The organism is Collinsella sp. TF07-1 (assembly GCF_003437235.1).
Taxonomy (GTDB): Bacteria; Actinomycetota; Coriobacteriia; order Coriobacteriales; family Coriobacteriaceae; genus Collinsella.
Window position 1 is genome coordinate 74872 of sequence record NZ_QSRV01000003.1, and the last position, 14965, is coordinate 89836.

At 62.2% G+C, this 14965-nt stretch carries 13 protein-coding genes; 11 read left to right on the forward strand and 2 right to left on the reverse strand.

Annotation, left to right across the window (positions count from 1 at the left end; translation table 11 throughout):
• The coding region (locus DXC67_RS02095; RefSeq protein WP_233503130.1) for a histidine kinase at positions 1 to 700 on the reverse strand (700 nt) is incomplete at its 3' end.
• Between the two features lie 210 nt (positions 701 to 910).
• Here DXC67_RS02095 and DXC67_RS02100 point away from each other — a divergent pair.
• The 6 genes from DXC67_RS02100 to DXC67_RS02125 all read left to right on the forward strand — a co-directional run bounded on the left by DXC67_RS02100 (position 911) and on the right by DXC67_RS02125 (position 9291).
• Positions 911 to 1849: an ABC transporter ATP-binding protein gene (locus DXC67_RS02100; protein WP_022094547.1), complete on the forward strand. Its 939-nt coding sequence runs from the start codon at positions 911 to 913 to the stop codon at positions 1847 to 1849.
• A 9-nt stretch (positions 1850 to 1858) separates the two neighbouring features.
• Positions 1859 to 3046: an ABC transporter permease gene (locus DXC67_RS02105; RefSeq protein WP_117637169.1), complete on the forward strand. Its 1188-nt coding sequence runs from the start codon at positions 1859 to 1861 to the stop codon at positions 3044 to 3046.
• On the forward strand, positions 3033 to 4238 hold the full coding sequence (locus DXC67_RS02110; protein ID WP_117637170.1) for an ABC transporter permease: 1206 nt from the start codon (positions 3033 to 3035) through the stop codon (positions 4236 to 4238). Before DXC67_RS02105 ends, DXC67_RS02110 begins: the two co-directional genes overlap by 14 nt.
• 240 nt (positions 4239 to 4478) lie before the next feature.
• Positions 4479 to 5192 carry an ABC transporter ATP-binding protein gene (locus DXC67_RS02115; RefSeq protein ID WP_117637171.1) on the forward strand — a complete coding sequence of 238 codons (714 nt, stop codon included), beginning with the start codon at positions 4479 to 4481 and terminating at the stop codon, positions 5190 to 5192.
• An 8-nt stretch (positions 5193 to 5200) separates the two neighbouring features.
• The gene (locus DXC67_RS02120) at positions 5201 to 7867 is read left to right on the forward strand and encodes an ABC transporter permease (RefSeq protein WP_117637172.1); all 2667 of its coding nucleotides are present in this window, start codon (positions 5201 to 5203) and stop codon (positions 7865 to 7867) included.
• Positions 7868 to 8085: 218 nt separating this feature from the next.
• Positions 8086 to 9291, forward strand: a complete 1206-nt coding sequence (locus DXC67_RS02125) for a DUF362 domain-containing protein (protein WP_117637173.1) — start codon at positions 8086 to 8088, stop codon at positions 9289 to 9291.
• Positions 9292 to 9455: 164 nt separating this feature from the next.
• Here the strand turns inward: DXC67_RS02125 and DXC67_RS02130 are convergent, their stop codons facing one another.
• Positions 9456 to 10421 (reverse strand): alpha/beta hydrolase, encoded by a 966-nt coding sequence (locus DXC67_RS02130; protein ID WP_117637174.1) that lies wholly within the window; start codon positions 10419 to 10421, stop codon positions 9456 to 9458.
• A 186-nt stretch (positions 10422 to 10607) separates the two neighbouring features.
• Between DXC67_RS02130 and DXC67_RS02135 the strand changes: the two genes are divergently transcribed.
• From DXC67_RS02135 to DXC67_RS02155, 5 genes are all read left to right on the forward strand, one after another.
• Positions 10608 to 11291, forward strand: a complete 684-nt coding sequence (locus tag DXC67_RS02135; protein ID WP_199410558.1) for a hemolysin III family protein — start codon at positions 10608 to 10610, stop codon at positions 11289 to 11291.
• Positions 11292 to 11400: 109 nt separating this feature from the next.
• On the forward strand, positions 11401 to 12774 hold the full coding sequence (locus DXC67_RS02140; RefSeq protein WP_055285343.1) for a hemolysin family protein: 1374 nt from the start codon (positions 11401 to 11403) through the stop codon (positions 12772 to 12774).
• Positions 12775 to 12798: 24 nt separating this feature from the next.
• The gene (locus tag DXC67_RS10560; protein WP_233502634.1) at positions 12799 to 13632 is read left to right on the forward strand and encodes a hypothetical protein; all 834 of its coding nucleotides are present in this window, start codon (positions 12799 to 12801) and stop codon (positions 13630 to 13632) included.
• Between the two features lie 136 nt (positions 13633 to 13768).
• On the forward strand, positions 13769 to 14158 hold the full coding sequence (locus tag DXC67_RS02150; protein ID WP_117637209.1) for a YtxH domain-containing protein: 390 nt from the start codon (positions 13769 to 13771) through the stop codon (positions 14156 to 14158).
• Entirely contained in the window at positions 14158 to 14913 is a 756-nt protein-coding gene (locus tag DXC67_RS02155) for a hypothetical protein (protein ID WP_055252569.1), read from the forward strand. The genes DXC67_RS02150 and DXC67_RS02155 overlap by 1 nt, the downstream gene beginning before the upstream one ends.
• Positions 14914 to 14965: the final 52 nt, after the last annotated feature.

The following is a 14965-nucleotide window of genomic DNA, read 5'->3' on the forward strand; positions in this document are numbered from 1 at the left end:
GCTGGAGCGCCTCGTCAACCGTGCGTTTGACATCGGCGAAATCGGCGGCGACGCCGGGCTCGTCGGCGTGGACCACGCGCAAGGCTTCGGTTTGGAGCGAAGCGCGCGTGAGCTGGTGGCCCACGTTATCGTGGATCTCGCGCGCGATGCGGGTGCGTTCGGCGAGCGTTGCGAGCTCGACTTCGTAGTCCTGGCGGTCGGCGAGGTCGCGGTTGCGTGCCTCGAGTGCCAGGGCGCGTTCTTGCAGCTTGTCGCGGGCGCGACGCATGCGTTTCTGTTCGCGCTCCAGCTGCGCGGTGCGCAGCGACAGCAACGTGGCAGCGATCGAAAGGATGGCGGTTAGCAACAGCGTTCGGGTGGTGAGCACGCCGCCACGAAGGTCCGCGACAAGCGCGCAGACAAACACGGCGCCAATCGCCAGCGCGGGCCAGATGCGTTCACGGCGCACGCGTCGCGCGATGTCATAGAAGGCAAGGGGTGCGAACGGCATAAATGGCGGCACGAAGACGGCAGCGATGATGTAAGCGTAGCTCGCGGCCTCGCTCGCGCGATGGGCGTGTTCTTCTCGTGCGACTTCCGACGCCGAGGTGGCGATAACGCCAAGGCAAAACGCCGCGACCAGACGAGCGTCCACAGCAAGGCCCATAGCGGCCGCAATGCAGCACGCCAGCACGATCGATTTGTCGAAAAGCCTGTTCATACGGGTATTGTACGCGAAGCCGCGCGTGGTGGAGGGGTCGCCTGCGCAACCGTGACATTCCTCCCGCGCGGCAAAGCAGCGTCGATCGCTCGCGCGAGCGGGGGTTTCGCCTCTGCCCCCTCGCACTCGTGACAAAGCTCACTGGCGCGCGCCGGCGGCTCCTGCGATGATGCAATCGTACCGGGCCGCAATCAACGGAAGGGCCGCCTCATGACAGACATCGTCCACGTCGAAAACCTCGTCAAGCGCTACGACGATCTTATCGCGCTCGACCACTTTAACCTGAGCATCGCCCCCGGCGAGATCTTTGGCCTGCTGGGCCCCAACGGCTCGGGCAAGACCACGTCCATCAACTGCATTCTGCAGCTGCTTGCCTACGACAAAGGCACCATCGAGCTGTTCGGCGAGCCCATGACGCCCGCCCGCTACGACCTCAAGCGCCGCATAGGCGTGGTGCCGCAGCAGGTGGCGGTGTTCGACGAGCTTACCGTGCGTGAGAACATCGACTATTTCTGCAGTCTTTACGTCAACGACCGCAAACGCCGCCGCGCGCTGGTGGACGAGGCGATCGACTTTGTCGGCCTGGGCGACTTTACCAAGTTCCGCCCCGGCAAGCTCTCGGGCGGCCTGGCACGCCGCCTCAACATTGCCTGCGGCATCGCGCACAAGCCCGAGCTCATCTTTTTTGACGAGCCCACGGTGGCAGTCGATCCGCAGAGCCGCAACGCCATCCTGGAGGGCATCTGCCGCCTGCGCGACGAAGGCGCCACGGTGGTGTATACCAGCCATTACATGGAGGAAGTCGAGCAGATCTGCAGCCGCATCATGATCATGGACGGCGGGCGCGTGCTGGCGCAGGGCACCAATGACGAGCTCAAGCGCATGATTCAGATGGGCGAGAAGATCGTGATCGAGGTCGGCGAGGTGCCGAGCGCGGCGCTCGGTGCCGTCGCGAGCCTGCCGCATGTCCTGGACCTGTCGGCGACGGCGGGCCAGCTCACGTTTTCGTGCGAGGCAAGCCCGCATAACCTGACGGACATTCTCGATGCGCTGCGTTCGCATGACGTGGCGCTCGGCCGCATTTATTCCGAACCGCCGACCCTCAACGACGTGTTCCTCGAGATCACCGGCCGCGAGCTGCGCGACTAGGGGGCAGCCATGTTCAACACCATCATCACTACGGTCAAGACGCTGCTGCGCCGGCCGAGCACGTGGGTCTGGGGCGCTCTCTTTCCCATCGCACTTTCCACGATGTTCATGTTTATGTTTGCTAACCTCAGCTCCGACGGCAAGATCGACCCGGTGCCGGTTGCCGTCGTGGCGGACGAGGCTTGGGACGCTTCGACCTTTAAGGGTGTGGCGACGTCGCTTGCCAAGGAAGACAACGATCAGCTGCTCGAGATCAACGAGCTCGACGACGCAGCCGATGCGAACCGTGCGCTTAAGGCCGGCGAGGTTGCGGGCGTCTATACGGTCGACGACGCAGGCGTACCCAAGCTCACACTGCTATCGAGCTACGACAGCTCGCGCGCATCATCGGTGCTCACCGATCGCAGCATCCTTGAGACGGTGGCGAGCTCGTATACGCAAAATGACGAGCTCATGTCCCAGATTGCCCAGGACAACCCGGCGGCATTCGCCGACCCCGAGGCGGTTGCGCGCGCCCTGTCGCTCGAGGGCGGCACCCGCCGCGTAAGCCTGACACGCACCACGCCCGATGGTACGGTCATCTACTATTACGCGCTCTTTGGCCTGGTGGCGATGATGTCTGCCGAGTTTGCCGCCTTGAGCGTCGTCGATCTGCAGCCCAATCTGTCGGTCCTTGGCGCGCGCCGCTGCGCGGGCGGTCTTTCCAAAACGGCGTCGCTGGCCGGTATCTTTGTGGGCTCGTGGCTGGTTTCCTTTGCATCGATGGCGGTTGCGATCGGCTACGTGCGCCTGGTCGTGGGCGTCGACTTTGGCGGGCGCGAGGGGTTGTGCCTGCTGGGCGGGGCTGCATCCGCGCTTGCCGCCACGGGCCTGGGGCTTTTTGTGGGCACGCTTCCCGTTAAGGGCGGCAAGGCATCCAAGTCGGGCATCCTCACGGGCTTTGCCACCACGTGCGCCCTGTTTGCCGGCCTCTACGGCGAGCCGGCGATGGCGCTTGCCGACGACGTCGCCCGCGCTTGTCCGGTCGAGTGCTGGCTCAACCCCGTCAAGCTCATCTGCGACATGTTCAATCGCCTGTATTTCTTTGAGGACCTGGGGCCCTTCGCTGTTCGCGCCGGCGCGCTCGTCCTGATGGCCCTGGTGTTTGTCGCCGCCGCTACGCTGATCTTTGGAAGGAGCCGCTATGAGCACCTTTAAGACCGCGCTTCGCATGGCGCTGGCGCACCCGTTCTACCTGCTCATCTATACGGTGTTCATCTCGCTCATGGGCGTATTCATCGCGGCTTCGGTGAGCTGGAACTCGTCGCAGCTTACCGAGTACAAGCCCTACGACACCAACGTGATCGTGGTCGACCGCGACAATAGCGACCTTTCGCGGGCGCTTACCAAGCACCTGGGCTCACGCTTTGACCTGGTCACGGGCGTCGGCGACGACACATACGACCTTGCCGACGCGCTCTCCAAGAGCAACAGCGCCAAGGGCAGTGCCGATTGCGTGTTCTTTATCCCGGAGGGGTTTGAGGACGATCTTGTTGCAGCCGCCCGTGCGGGGGAGGCCCTGCCCAAGCTCGACGTGACCTATGGTTCCGGCACCATGGCGGCGGCGCTTTCGTCCGCCGAGGCCTCGCGCTGGATCTCGCTCGCGGGCGCTGCGGCGGCGCTTGAACCCGCTGCCTCCAACGGTGACGTCGCAAGGGCCGCCGAGCACGCGGCCGCAAAGCGCGCGGAGGTCCAGATCGAGCAGGTCAAGGTCGACTCGACTGCTGCTACCACGCTCGAGTCGTACTTCAACTTTGGCGCGTACGCGATCATCTCGTCGGTCATCGTGTCGGTGGGACTGGTGTTTTCGGGCATGAACGAGCCCGAGCGCGTGCGCCGCATGGATGCCAGCCCGGTCTCTGAGCGCCAGCGTTCGCTCGCTGTGTTCGCGGCCGCCGCCGTGCTCGCCGTCTGCATCTGGCTCGTGTCGAGCATGATGGGCGTCGTGGGCTTTGCCAGCGCGGTTGCCGAGGTCGGCGTGGGTCGCGTGTGCCTAGCGCTGGCGGCAACGTTTGCCCTGGCGTGCACGCCGCTGGCTGTTGGCTTTATGCTGTCGAGCCTGGGTGCGCGCGAGGAGCTGCTCAACGGTGTGGGCAACTTACTCGGCATGCTCATGACGTTTTTGGGTGGCGCCTGGATGCCGCTGTCGCTGATGGGTTCGGCCGTGCAGACGGTGGCGCACTTTGTGCCGACGTATTGGGTGAACGACGCGATCGGCAAGGCGCTTACCTCTGACCTGACGTCTGCCGCGCTGGACGACATCGCCTGCGACCTGGGCGTCACGGTGCTCTTCGCCGCCGCCATCGCCGCCGTAGGCCTAGCCCTCGCCCACAACAAATCCAGCGTCTAGCCACCTAGTCATTGGGGACAATCTTTGCCGATCCGCCGGCAGGGCTGGCAGGGACTGTCCCAATATGTCGGCACTTGGGGACCACTCATTGGGGACAGACTTAAATGAGCGATTTCACTCATTTAAGTCTGTCCCCAATGAGTAGGTTGGAAAATAGTTCGCGCACGTCGCTTAAAAATAGTTCGCCCAGGTTTACTATTACCCTAGAAAAGTAGCAGAAGGCTAACAACGGGGGATAGCATGGCGACAAAGCATGCCTACGTCCAGGTCAACGGGCTCAAGAAACACTACGGCGATGGAGATGCACGCCTGACGGTGCTCGACGGTATCGACACGTCCATCAACCGCGGAGAGATCTGCGTCATGCTGGGGCCCTCGGGCTCGGGCAAGTCGACCTTTCTCAACCTGATCGGCGGCCTGGAGGATGCCGACGGCGGCTCCATCATGGTGGACGGCTGCGATCTCACGGCGCTCAAGCCCGCCGATCTGGGCGAGTATCGCCGCCGTGAGCTGGGCTTTGTCTTCCAGTTCTACAACCTGGTGCCCGACCTTACCATCAAGGAAAACATTGAGGTCACGGCGCACCTGTCCAAAAAACCGCTCGACGTCGACGATCTGCTGCGTTCGCTGGGCCTCTACGAGCACCGCAACAAGTTTCCGCGCCAGGTCTCAGGCGGCCAGCAGCAGCGCTGCGCCATCGGCCGTGCGCTCGTCAAAAATCCGGGCCTGCTGCTGTGCGATGAGCCCACGGGCGCGCTCGACTACAAGACATCCAAGGAAATCTTGCGGCTCATGGAGGATGTCAACCGCACCTACGGCTGCACCATCATCATTGTCACCCACAATGCGGCCATCGCGCGCATGGCCAATCGCGTGCTGCGCCTGCGCGACGGGCGCATTGTCGAGGATGAGCTCAACGAGTCACCCGTCGCGGCCGCCGAGCTCGATTGGTAGGCGGCGCCATGACACCTCTCGCAAAACGTCTCCCGCGCGAGCTGCGCCGCAATATCGGCAAGTACCTGGGCATCTTTTTGCTTATGTGCGGAAGCATCGCCCTCACGTCGGGCTTTTTGCTCGCGGCGCATTCCATCGGCTGCCTCATTGACGACATGCGCGATGCATACACGATCGAGGACGGCCGCGTGACTACCTCCTTCGAGGCCACCAAAGATCAGCTCAAGGCTGCCGAAGACGCGGCTGAGGACGTCGGCGGCGTTACGTTTTACAAGAACTTCTCTATCGACGCCATCATCAAAAAGGCGGCTGGCGACGACGGCACCAAGCGCACCCTGCGCACCTACGCGCATCGCACCAAGGTCGACATTGCGTCCTACTGCGAAGGCAAGCAGCCAAAGGCGGACAACGAGGTGGCTATCGACCGCGTCTTTGCCACCAATAACGACCTCGCCATCGGCGATAGGGTCGAGCTCGAGGGGCGCACCTACACCATCTGCGGCATCATGACGCAGCCCGATAGCCAGGCGTTGTTCCTCGACAATTCGGACTTTACGGTGAACACCATCACGTATGGTGTCGCCGAGGTCACCGACGCCGGTTTTGCCGCGCTCGAGGATGCCGGCGGCGCGCCCGCCTATACGTACTCCTTTACCTTTAACGACCGTGACCTCCCCACCGCGGATCGCATTGATGCGGAGCAGGATATGGTCGAGGCACTGACCGATGCCGATGCGCGCGTGGACGATCTGATCGATGCCGATTCCAATCAGGGCATTGGCTATGCGCGCGACGACGTGGACGGCGACTCCATGATGTGGATGACGTTGCTCGACATCATCATCGTGATCATGGCGTTTGTCTTTGTGGTGCTCACCGACGCCACCATCGAGGAGGAGAGCGCCATTATCGGCACGCTGCTCGCCAGCGGCTATCGCCGTCGCGAGATCGTGCCGCATTACCTGGCACTTCCCGCCATCGTGGGCGTGCTCGCGGCACTTTTGGGAACCGCGCTCGGCGTTGCGTTCTTTACCGAGCCCATGCGCGGTCTCTACTACGGCTCGTACAGCCTGCCGCCCTTCCAGGTGTACTGGAGCTGGGAGATCTTTGTGAAGTGCGCCGTGGTTCCCGCCGCCGCGCTCATCCTCATCACGCTGGTGGGCCTGCTTCGCAAGATGGGCAAGACGCCGTTGCAGTTCCTTCGTCACGAGGCGAGCGGCAAATCGGGCACCAAGCGCGGCCTGCAGCTGCCGGAGTGCATGGGCTTTGTCTCGCGCTTCCGCCTGCGCGTCTTCCTGCGCAACCTGGGCAACTTCGCCACGCTCTTCGTGGGCATTGCATTCGCCTCGCTGCTGCTGCTCTTTGGCCTGGCGATTTTGCCCACGATGACGCACTACGCCGACAACCTCGAGACGAGCCTGGTCGCCGAGCATCAGTACACACTCAAGGCGCCGCTGGAGCTCGAGGGCACTACCGAGGAGCGCGAGCAGTGGTCGGCACTCGAGCGCTTGCAGTCGGTTGACGGCGCGCTGCTTTCTGCCGCCCAGGATGCCGATGACGAGCTTGACGGCGCGGCCGATGCGGCGCAGACGGCAGCCGATGCCGCGACCGCATCTCCGTCTGCCGAGAGCCTGACCGCAGCGCAGGATGCGCTTGCCAAGGTCCAGGACAAGAAGGATGCGCTCTACGCGCGCCTTGACGATCTTGCCGATGCCCTCGGCTGCAACCGCGATGAGGCCATCGATCTGATCGACAAGGCCTCTAAGATCGACACTGACAACGACGATATCCACCCGGTCAATACGACCGACAACGGCGCGGGCGCAATCGCGCAGGCCGAGAAATATGCCGTTCACCAGCTGCAGTACGACCGTGGCGACGGCAATGGCGAGGAGACGATTTCTGTCTACGGCATCTCGTCCGATTCGCGCTACTGGAAGGGCCTCAACATCGGCGATGGCCGCGTCGTCTTTGGCGGCGGTCTGCTCGATAAGTTTGGCTGGAGCGAGGGCCAGAAGGTCACGCTCAGCGACAAGTACGAGGGTGAGCATTATTCCTTTGAGTACGCGGGCAAGGACTGTGCCTGGGGCTCCAAGTCGGACATGAACATCTATATGAGTATCGACGACTTTAACGAGCTGTTCGACAACGACGCCGCCTACTTTAACGGCTATGTGAGCGACGAGAAGCTCGACCTCGACGCGCGCTACTTTGCCGGCGACACCACGCCCGACGACATGCGCGCCGTGGGTGACCAGTTCATCGGCATGATGAGCAAAATGATCGGCATGATGGTCGGGCTCGCGGTGTTTATCTTCCTGCTGTTTATGTACCTGCTGACCAAAGCGGTGATCGACCACAGCGCCCGTTCGATCAGCTACATGAAAGTCTTTGGCTATCGCGATAGTGAGATCTCGCATCTGTACATCCGCTCGATCACGCTGTGCGTGGCGGCGTCGCTCGTGCTGAGCCTGCCGGTCATTATTGGCTCGCTCACGGCCATCTTCCGCTCGATGCTGCTCGCCTACAACGGCAATATCGAGATCTACGTGCCCGCTTGGTCCATGGCTGCATGCGTCGGCATTGGCTTTGCGACCTACCTGGTCGTGGCGCTGCTGCACACGCGCTCTATCAAGCGCGTCAGCCTAGCCGAGGCCCTCAAGGTGCAAGAGTAGTCATCGGGGACGTTCTTAAATGACTGGTCATCGGGGACAGTCTTTGACGATTCGCCGGCTCGCTGGCCGGGCTGGCAAGGACTGTCCCTGGCGGTACTCATTTAAGTCTGTCCCCAATGAGTGCCTAACGACTCGGTGTTGCGCTTGACTTCGACCCTACTTCAACGGGTACCATCCTCTTATGTCTGTAACGCCATATAGACCGAGGGGATAGATATATGACCGCAACTGCACCCGCAGCACCCGCTAAGGTGTACTTCACCAACCTGCGCACGCATGCTCGCGAGAGCCAGCTCGACAAACTCAAGCGCCTCATTCGCCGCGCCGGTATCGAGCAGATCGACTTTGAGAACAAGTTCGTCGCCATCAAGATTCACTTTGGCGAGCTGGGCAATCTGAGCTTTTTGCGCCCCAACTACGCCCGCGCCGTCGCGGATGTCGTCAAGGAGCTGGGCGGCAAGCCCTTCCTCACCGACTGCAACACGCTCTATGTCGGTAGCCGCAAAAACGCGCTCGAGCACATCGATACCGCCTACCAGAACGGCTTTACCCCGTATGCCACGGGCTGCCAGATCATCATCGCCGACGGCCTCAAGGGTACCGACGAGGCGCTCGTCCCGGTCGAGGGCGGTGAGTACGTGCGCGAGGCAAAGATCGGTCAGGCGCTCATGGACGCCGACATCGTGATTAGCCTCACCCACTTTAAGGGCCATGAGCAGGCCGGCTTTGGCGGCGCCATGAAGAACCTGGGCATGGGCGGCGGCAGTCGTGCTGGCAAGATGGAACAACATGCCGCCGGCAAGCCGAGCGTCGATACCACCAACTGCGTAGGTTGCCGTGCCTGCGAAAAGATCTGTGCGCACAACGCCATCACGTTTGACGACACGCGCGAGCGCGAGCTTGCCAACGGCAGCACCCGCACGGTTCGCGTGGCTGCCATCGACCACGATCGCTGCGTGGGCTGCGGACGCTGCATTGCGGCGTGCAACCAGGACTGCATCAAGCCCGACTATGATGCCGCGGCCGACGTACTCAACTACAAGATCGCCGAGTACACCAAGGCCATCGTCGACGGCCGCCCGAGCTTCCACATCTCGCTCGCCATGGACATCAGCCCCAACTGCGACTGCCATCCCGAGAATGACACGCCCATCGTCAACGACATCGGCATGTTCGCGAGCTTCGACCCGGTCGCCATCGACCAGGCCTGCGCCGACGCCGTCCTGGCATCCGAGCCGCTGCCTAACACCGAGCTTACCGACAGCGCGGCCAAGATGGAGCATAATCACGAGCATCTGGAGGGCGAGCAGGCCAAGGATCCCTTCTGCATCACGCATCCCGACACCGACTGGCGCGCGTGCATCGCTCATGCCGAGAAGATCGGCCTGGGCACGAGCAAGTACGAGCTCATCGAGGTCAAGTAGCACCTAACTATTGGACATATCAAGCGCTTTTGTAGTGCAACATTAGTAAAAGCCGCCCGCGAGCACAGTGCCCACGGGCGGCTTTTCGGAAGTGCGGTGAAAAATCGAATACCGCCGACCACAAACCGTTTTTTGACAACAAAACCCCAGACGTTGCTTTTTGCCTAAAAATTCTTGTCGAGGAAGCTGTCGACCGTGTTCCAGTAGAGCTCGGGGTCGACTTGCGCGCTCTTGGCATGGGTGGCGCCGTGGATAGTGAGCTTTTGCTTGACCTTGCTGGCGCACGCCTCGTAGTTTTGGTCGAGCATGCTGTACGGTACAAAGGTGTCTTGGTCACCGTGGATAAAAAGCATGGGAACCGTCGCGCGCTTGAGCTGTTCCACGCTGCTCGCCTTATGAAAGTCGTAGCCTGCGCGCACGTTGCATACCAGGTTGGCCACATCGAGCAAGGGAAAACTGGGCAGGCCGAACACGTCCTTGAGCTGCAGGGAAAACTCGTCCCAGACGCTCGTATAGCCGCAATCCTCGATGATGCACGTGACATTAGACGGCAACGATTCCCCCGCGACGTTCATGGCCGTCGCCGCGCCCATCGATTCGCCAAAGACCAGGATGCGCGCTTCGGGATCGGCCTGAACGATTCGCCCAATCCATGCAACGACATCGAGCCGCTCGGGCCAGCCCATGCCGATATAGTCGCCGCCGGAGCGCTCGTGGGCGCGGGCGGCGGGTGCGAGTACGTTCATGCCGCGGTCGTGGAATCGTTTGACGTATCGGGCCATGCCGATGGGCTCATCGGTGTATCCGTGTAGGCAGATAGCGTAATTGTGCGTGCTCTCTGGGGCGGCAAAATACCAAGCGGCAAGTTCGGTTCCGTCATCTGCGGTGAGGCTGCTGCTCTCGCGGTTCTCTTTAAACCATGCCCGTGCCTCGGTTCCCTCGGCATCCGGCTGCTCACTTTCTTTGTCGTCCTTGCCGTCCTGCATCATCTTCATGGTGTATGGCGCGCGGGGATTCAGCGCGAAGTCAAACAGAAAGTTGCCGGCAAATCCGAGCAGCGCAATGACAACCACCAGTGCAACGATGCCGGCTATCTTGAGCTTTCGATGGGAATGTGCGTTTTGAGCCATGCGGTATTCTCCTATAAGATGTTAATGCATCAACATTTAATGCAAGCGCATTATGGACGTTCGCCGTTGATGCGTCAACAGGCAAAGAATGGGTAAACAAAGGGTCACGTATGGTGCAAATTTCGCACGCACCCAGACGCTTTGATATAGTGTTGAGAACTCTTTACGTTGGAGGATGTAACCGGCATGTCCGATTCGAGCGACAGTTCCAAGCCGCGACCCAAGGCCGCGGCCGTTCCGCACTACACGGTGGGCGAGGAGATCATGAACTCCGTCACCCATGGTGTCGGCTGCTTGCTGGGTATCGCGGGTCTGGTGCTCCTGATCGTATTCGCTGCACTGCGCGGCGGTGGCCCGGCCCACATGGCCGCGGCAATCGTCTACGGCGCCAGTATTATTCTCGAATACCTAGCCTCCACGCTCTACCATGCGATTCAACCCGCGCGCGCCAAGCGCGTGTTCCGCATCATCGACCACAGCTGCATCTACCTGCTCATAGCCGGCAGCTATACGCCGTTTTGCCTCATCACGCTCGCAAACGACGGCGGCGCCGTGCTGTTCTTTGCCGTATGGGCCATCGCCATTATCGGCATCGCCCTCGAGTGCTTTTTGCGCGAGCGCCAGCCGCATTGGGTAAGCGGCCTGGTCTATCTGCTGATGGGCTGGCTCGTTGTCTTTAAGCTGCCCGAGCTCGTGTCGCTGCTCAACCCCGTGGCACTTGCCCTGCTCGCCGTCGGCGGCGTGTGCTATACCGTGGGCGTGCCGTTCTATATCGCCAAAAACGTGCGCTATCTTCACAGCGTGTTTCACCTGTGGGTACTCGCCGGCAGCATCTTCCAGTTCATGGCGGTGATCCTCTTCGTAATCTAGCGACCACGCCTGCGCGCCCGCGTCCTCGTTTGGGCGCCGGCGCCATTGCCGTATCCGCCGTCAACGTTTTATCCGACGTCCCGAATCTTGGAGGTTCGAGAAACTCCCGATGGACATAACCATCTCCCTTATCACTACCCTCGTTTTGACCCTCATCAACGGCTACTTTTCTATGTCCGAGATGGCGCTCACCACGGCCAAGCGCGCCGTGCTGGAGCATGAGGCCGAGGAAGGCGACAAGCGCGCCGAGCGTGCCATTAAGCTGGCTGCCGACTCCGACCAGCTGCTCGCCACCATCCAGGTCGCCATCACGCTCGTGGGCTTCGCCTCGTCCGCCGTTGCCTCGACGAGCCTGTCCGACCCGCTCGCCACGTGGCTCATGAGCTTTGGCATCGCGCCGCTCTCCGCCATCGCGCGCGGCCTGGCGCCGGTCATCATCACCGTCGCGGTCGCCTTCGTGTCCATCGTGATCGGCGAGCTCGTCCCCAAGCGCATCGGCCTGGCCAATGCCGAGGGCGTGTCCAAGCAGGTCGTGGGACCGTTGTCGTTTTTCCAAAAGATCGCCCGTCCGCTCGTGTGGCTGACTGGCGCTTGCTCCGATGGCCTGGCCCGCATCCTGCGCATCAAGAGTGCCGACGACCGTCAGAACGTCTCGGAAGAAGAGATCAAGTACATGGTCTCGGAGCAGGACGACCTGCTCGACGAGGAAAAGCGTATGATCCACGAGATCTTTGACCTGGGCGACACCGTTGCCCGCGAGGTCATGGTGCCGCGCGTGGACACCACCATGTGCGAGGACGACGAGACGGTCGCCGACGTGTTGTCCACCATGCGCCAGACCGGCTTCAGCCGCATCCCCGTCTATCACGAGGACCCCGACAACGTCGCGGGCATCGCGCACATCAAGGACCTGATCCAGCCCGCGCTCGACGGCAAGGGCGACCAGCCCATCGCCGGCTTTTTGCGCGACGCCACCTTTGTGCCCGACACCAAGGACATCCTGCCGCTGCTGTCCGAGATGCAGACCTCGCACGACCAGATCGTGGTGGTCGTGGACGAGTACGGCGGCACGGCCGGCATCATCACCATCGAGGACATCGTCGAGGAGATCGTCGGCGAGATCGAGGACGAGTTCGACCCCGACAACAAGTATCTCACGCGCCTTTCGCGCCGCGAGTGGCTCGTCGATGGGCGTTTTTCGTGCGATGACGCGATTGAGCTTGGTTGGCCGCTCGAGGAAAGCGATGATTATGAGACCATCGCCGGCTGGATCTTGGAGCTTTGCGACTCGGTGCCCGACATCGGAGAGGTGTTTGAGGTCGCGGGGTACAAGTTTAAAGTGCAGTCGATGCGTGGCCAGCGCATCTCGCTCATTCGCGTGATCGCTCCGGCCGAAACCGATAAGAAGGATTCCGAGTCTTCGGTAGACGAGCCGACGACGTCGGGTGCGGGTTCCGCGAATCCGCACGACGGCGACGAGTAGGACAAGGAAGAGTAGGGGAGAGTTATGGCAGGCCTGTTCAACATCCTTAAGGTCACCGTCAGCGAGGACAAGATCTGCGCGCACGTGCTGGTGAACCCTGGCATGCCGCTCATGACCTCGGAGGACATTGAGGCCACGGCGCGCGTGTACTACCTGGTGCCGGCGATTGCCAAGCACCTGTGCCTGGGCGATTCCGGCCGCGAGTTCCAGGACTGCATGGGTCAGACCGAGCTCTGCCACCTGCTGGAGCACGTGACGGTCGAGCTCATGAACGAGACCGGTCTTGCCGGTAGCATCTCGTGCGGCCGCACGCGCGTAAGCGAGCATGACGAGCGTGTCTTTGAGGTCGAGCTTTCGTGCCCCGATGACGCACTGGCCATCGGTGCGCTGTCGTCGGCCACCTTTATGATGGACTGGGCGTACCTGCACGCCGACCAGCCTGCCCCCGACGTGGAAGGCACGGTCGCGGGCCTGCGCAACCTGGTGCTGGGCATGCGCGCCGAGGCCGAGGGCAAGGATCCTCACGAGGCCGTCGCCGCTGCGAACGGCGAAGATGCTGCCGAGGACGAGGGCGCTGACGAGGGCGATGTGCCGGTCGACGCCGAGCCCGTTGCCGATGCGACCGCCGAGCCCGTTCCCACCGAGCCCCAGGGCGTCCCCAACTTTGACGACGAGCCCCAGGTGGCGATTGATACCGAGGGCGCGGTTGCCGAGAACCACGAGGCCTCCGCTGCCGTCTTTGGCGGTGCTGCGACGGTTCCGGTAGGACCTGCGCATGAGGGCGGCCTGCCGCTCGTGGACGGCGCCGGCGAGGACCCGGGTGCCACGGTGGCCATGCCGGCTATGCCCCAGGAGTAGGCCTACGCGTTCATCACCATCACGTACCTGCGCCTTTGCCGTACGCAGATGAGCGGAGCGGCAAGTGATGCGCTGCGGGTATAATGGACAGCATTCAAACGGTGGGCACCGACGTGCCCGCAGGAGAGGAATGATCATGGGTAAGACTTTCAGCTTTGTCTCCGGCGCACTTTTTGGTGCCGCTGCCGGCGCTATTATCGGCGTTGCTCTGGCCCCGCGCTCGGGCGCCGAAACCCGCGCCATGGCTGCCGATATCGCCAACGACGCCTGGGACAGTATGCGCGACACCTACGAGCACAGCGCCGAGGAGGCCCGTGCTGCGGTGAATGACTTTGGCCCGATGGTCGACGCCAAGACCGACGACCTGCGCGCCAAGGTCGACCTGGCCCGCGAGCGCATGGACCAGCTGCGCGAGCAGCTCAACGACGCCATTTCGGGCGGCAACGTGACGCCTGCCGCCGATGTCGTGGTCGAGAACGCCGTCGAGGCTGATACCGAGGCTGCGGAGCCCTCGACCGAGGCATAATGCGCGCCGGGGATTTTGTCGGCGCCAAGATCTATCGCAAGCCTACCGAGGACAAGCGCACCAAAAAGGACGGCACGCCGCGCAGCCCTAAAAAGCTCGGAAAGATTCACTTTCCGGTCTTTACCCCGGGCGGTACGCGCGTGGTCGGCTTTATGGTCCGCCAGTCCGATATCGCGGGCATGATCGAGCGTCCCGATCGATTCGTAGCGCTCGACGCCATTGGTGTCTACGAGGGCGCCATTGCGGTCGATGACGTCAAGGACACGTACGATGCCGCCGCCGCCAAGCGCCTCGACATCAACCTGGACGATTGCATCATCTGGGTCGGTATGGACGTGCGCACGGAATCGGGCGACGTCGTGGGCTATTGCTCGGACGTTGAGTTCAAGCCACGTTCGGGTATCGTGCAGGCATTCTATGTGACCGCCGGTGCTGCTTCGAGTGTTTTGGTTGGTGACACGCAGGTGCCGCCGACGATGCTACGCGGCTACGAGAACGGCGCGATGGTCGTCTCGGACGAGGTCAAGTCGCTTGGGTATTCGGGCGGTGCGGCCGCCAAGGCCGCCGAGGCCAGCGTCGTGGTGGGCGACAAGGTCAAAAAGGGCGCCAAGGTGCTCGACGACAAGGGATCGGTCGCCGTGGACAAGGGCAGCCGCGCACTGGGCAAGCAGCTCGGCAAGACGCGCGGTATGTTCAAGGCCTTTAAGGACGAATATCAAAAGGCGAGCGGAGGCTCGTCAAAAGCTACAAAATAGCGACGTACCAAATGATGGGAGGCAAGCCGGAGACCTGTTGCTCCGGCTTGCT

Bases quoted from the DNA above. Each gene is read 5' to 3' on its own strand.
- DXC67_RS02100 (WP_022094547.1), top strand. From the start codon at position 911: ATGACAGACATCGTCCACGTCGAAAACCTCGTCAAGCGCTACGACGAT.
- DXC67_RS02105 (WP_117637169.1), top strand. From the start codon at position 1,859: ATGTTCAACACCATCATCACTACGGTCAAGACGCTGCTGCGCCGGCCG.
- DXC67_RS02110 (WP_117637170.1), top strand. From the start codon at position 3,033: ATGAGCACCTTTAAGACCGCGCTTCGCATGGCGCTGGCGCACCCGTTC.
- DXC67_RS02115 (WP_117637171.1), top strand. From the start codon at position 4,479: ATGGCGACAAAGCATGCCTACGTCCAGGTCAACGGGCTCAAGAAACAC.
- DXC67_RS02120 (WP_117637172.1), top strand. From the start codon at position 5,201: ATGACACCTCTCGCAAAACGTCTCCCGCGCGAGCTGCGCCGCAATATC.
- DXC67_RS02125 (WP_117637173.1), top strand. From the start codon at position 8,086: ATGACCGCAACTGCACCCGCAGCACCCGCTAAGGTGTACTTCACCAAC.
- DXC67_RS02130 (WP_117637174.1), bottom strand. From the start codon at position 10,421: ATGGCTCAAAACGCACATTCCCATCGAAAGCTCAAGATAGCCGGCATC.
- DXC67_RS02135 (WP_199410558.1), top strand. From the start codon at position 10,608: ATGTCCGATTCGAGCGACAGTTCCAAGCCGCGACCCAAGGCCGCGGCC.
- DXC67_RS02140 (WP_055285343.1), top strand. From the start codon at position 11,401: ATGGACATAACCATCTCCCTTATCACTACCCTCGTTTTGACCCTCATC.
- DXC67_RS10560 (WP_233502634.1), top strand. From the start codon at position 12,799: ATGGCAGGCCTGTTCAACATCCTTAAGGTCACCGTCAGCGAGGACAAG.
- DXC67_RS02150 (WP_117637209.1), top strand. From the start codon at position 13,769: ATGGGTAAGACTTTCAGCTTTGTCTCCGGCGCACTTTTTGGTGCCGCT.
- DXC67_RS02155 (WP_055252569.1), top strand. From the start codon at position 14,158: ATGCGCGCCGGGGATTTTGTCGGCGCCAAGATCTATCGCAAGCCTACC.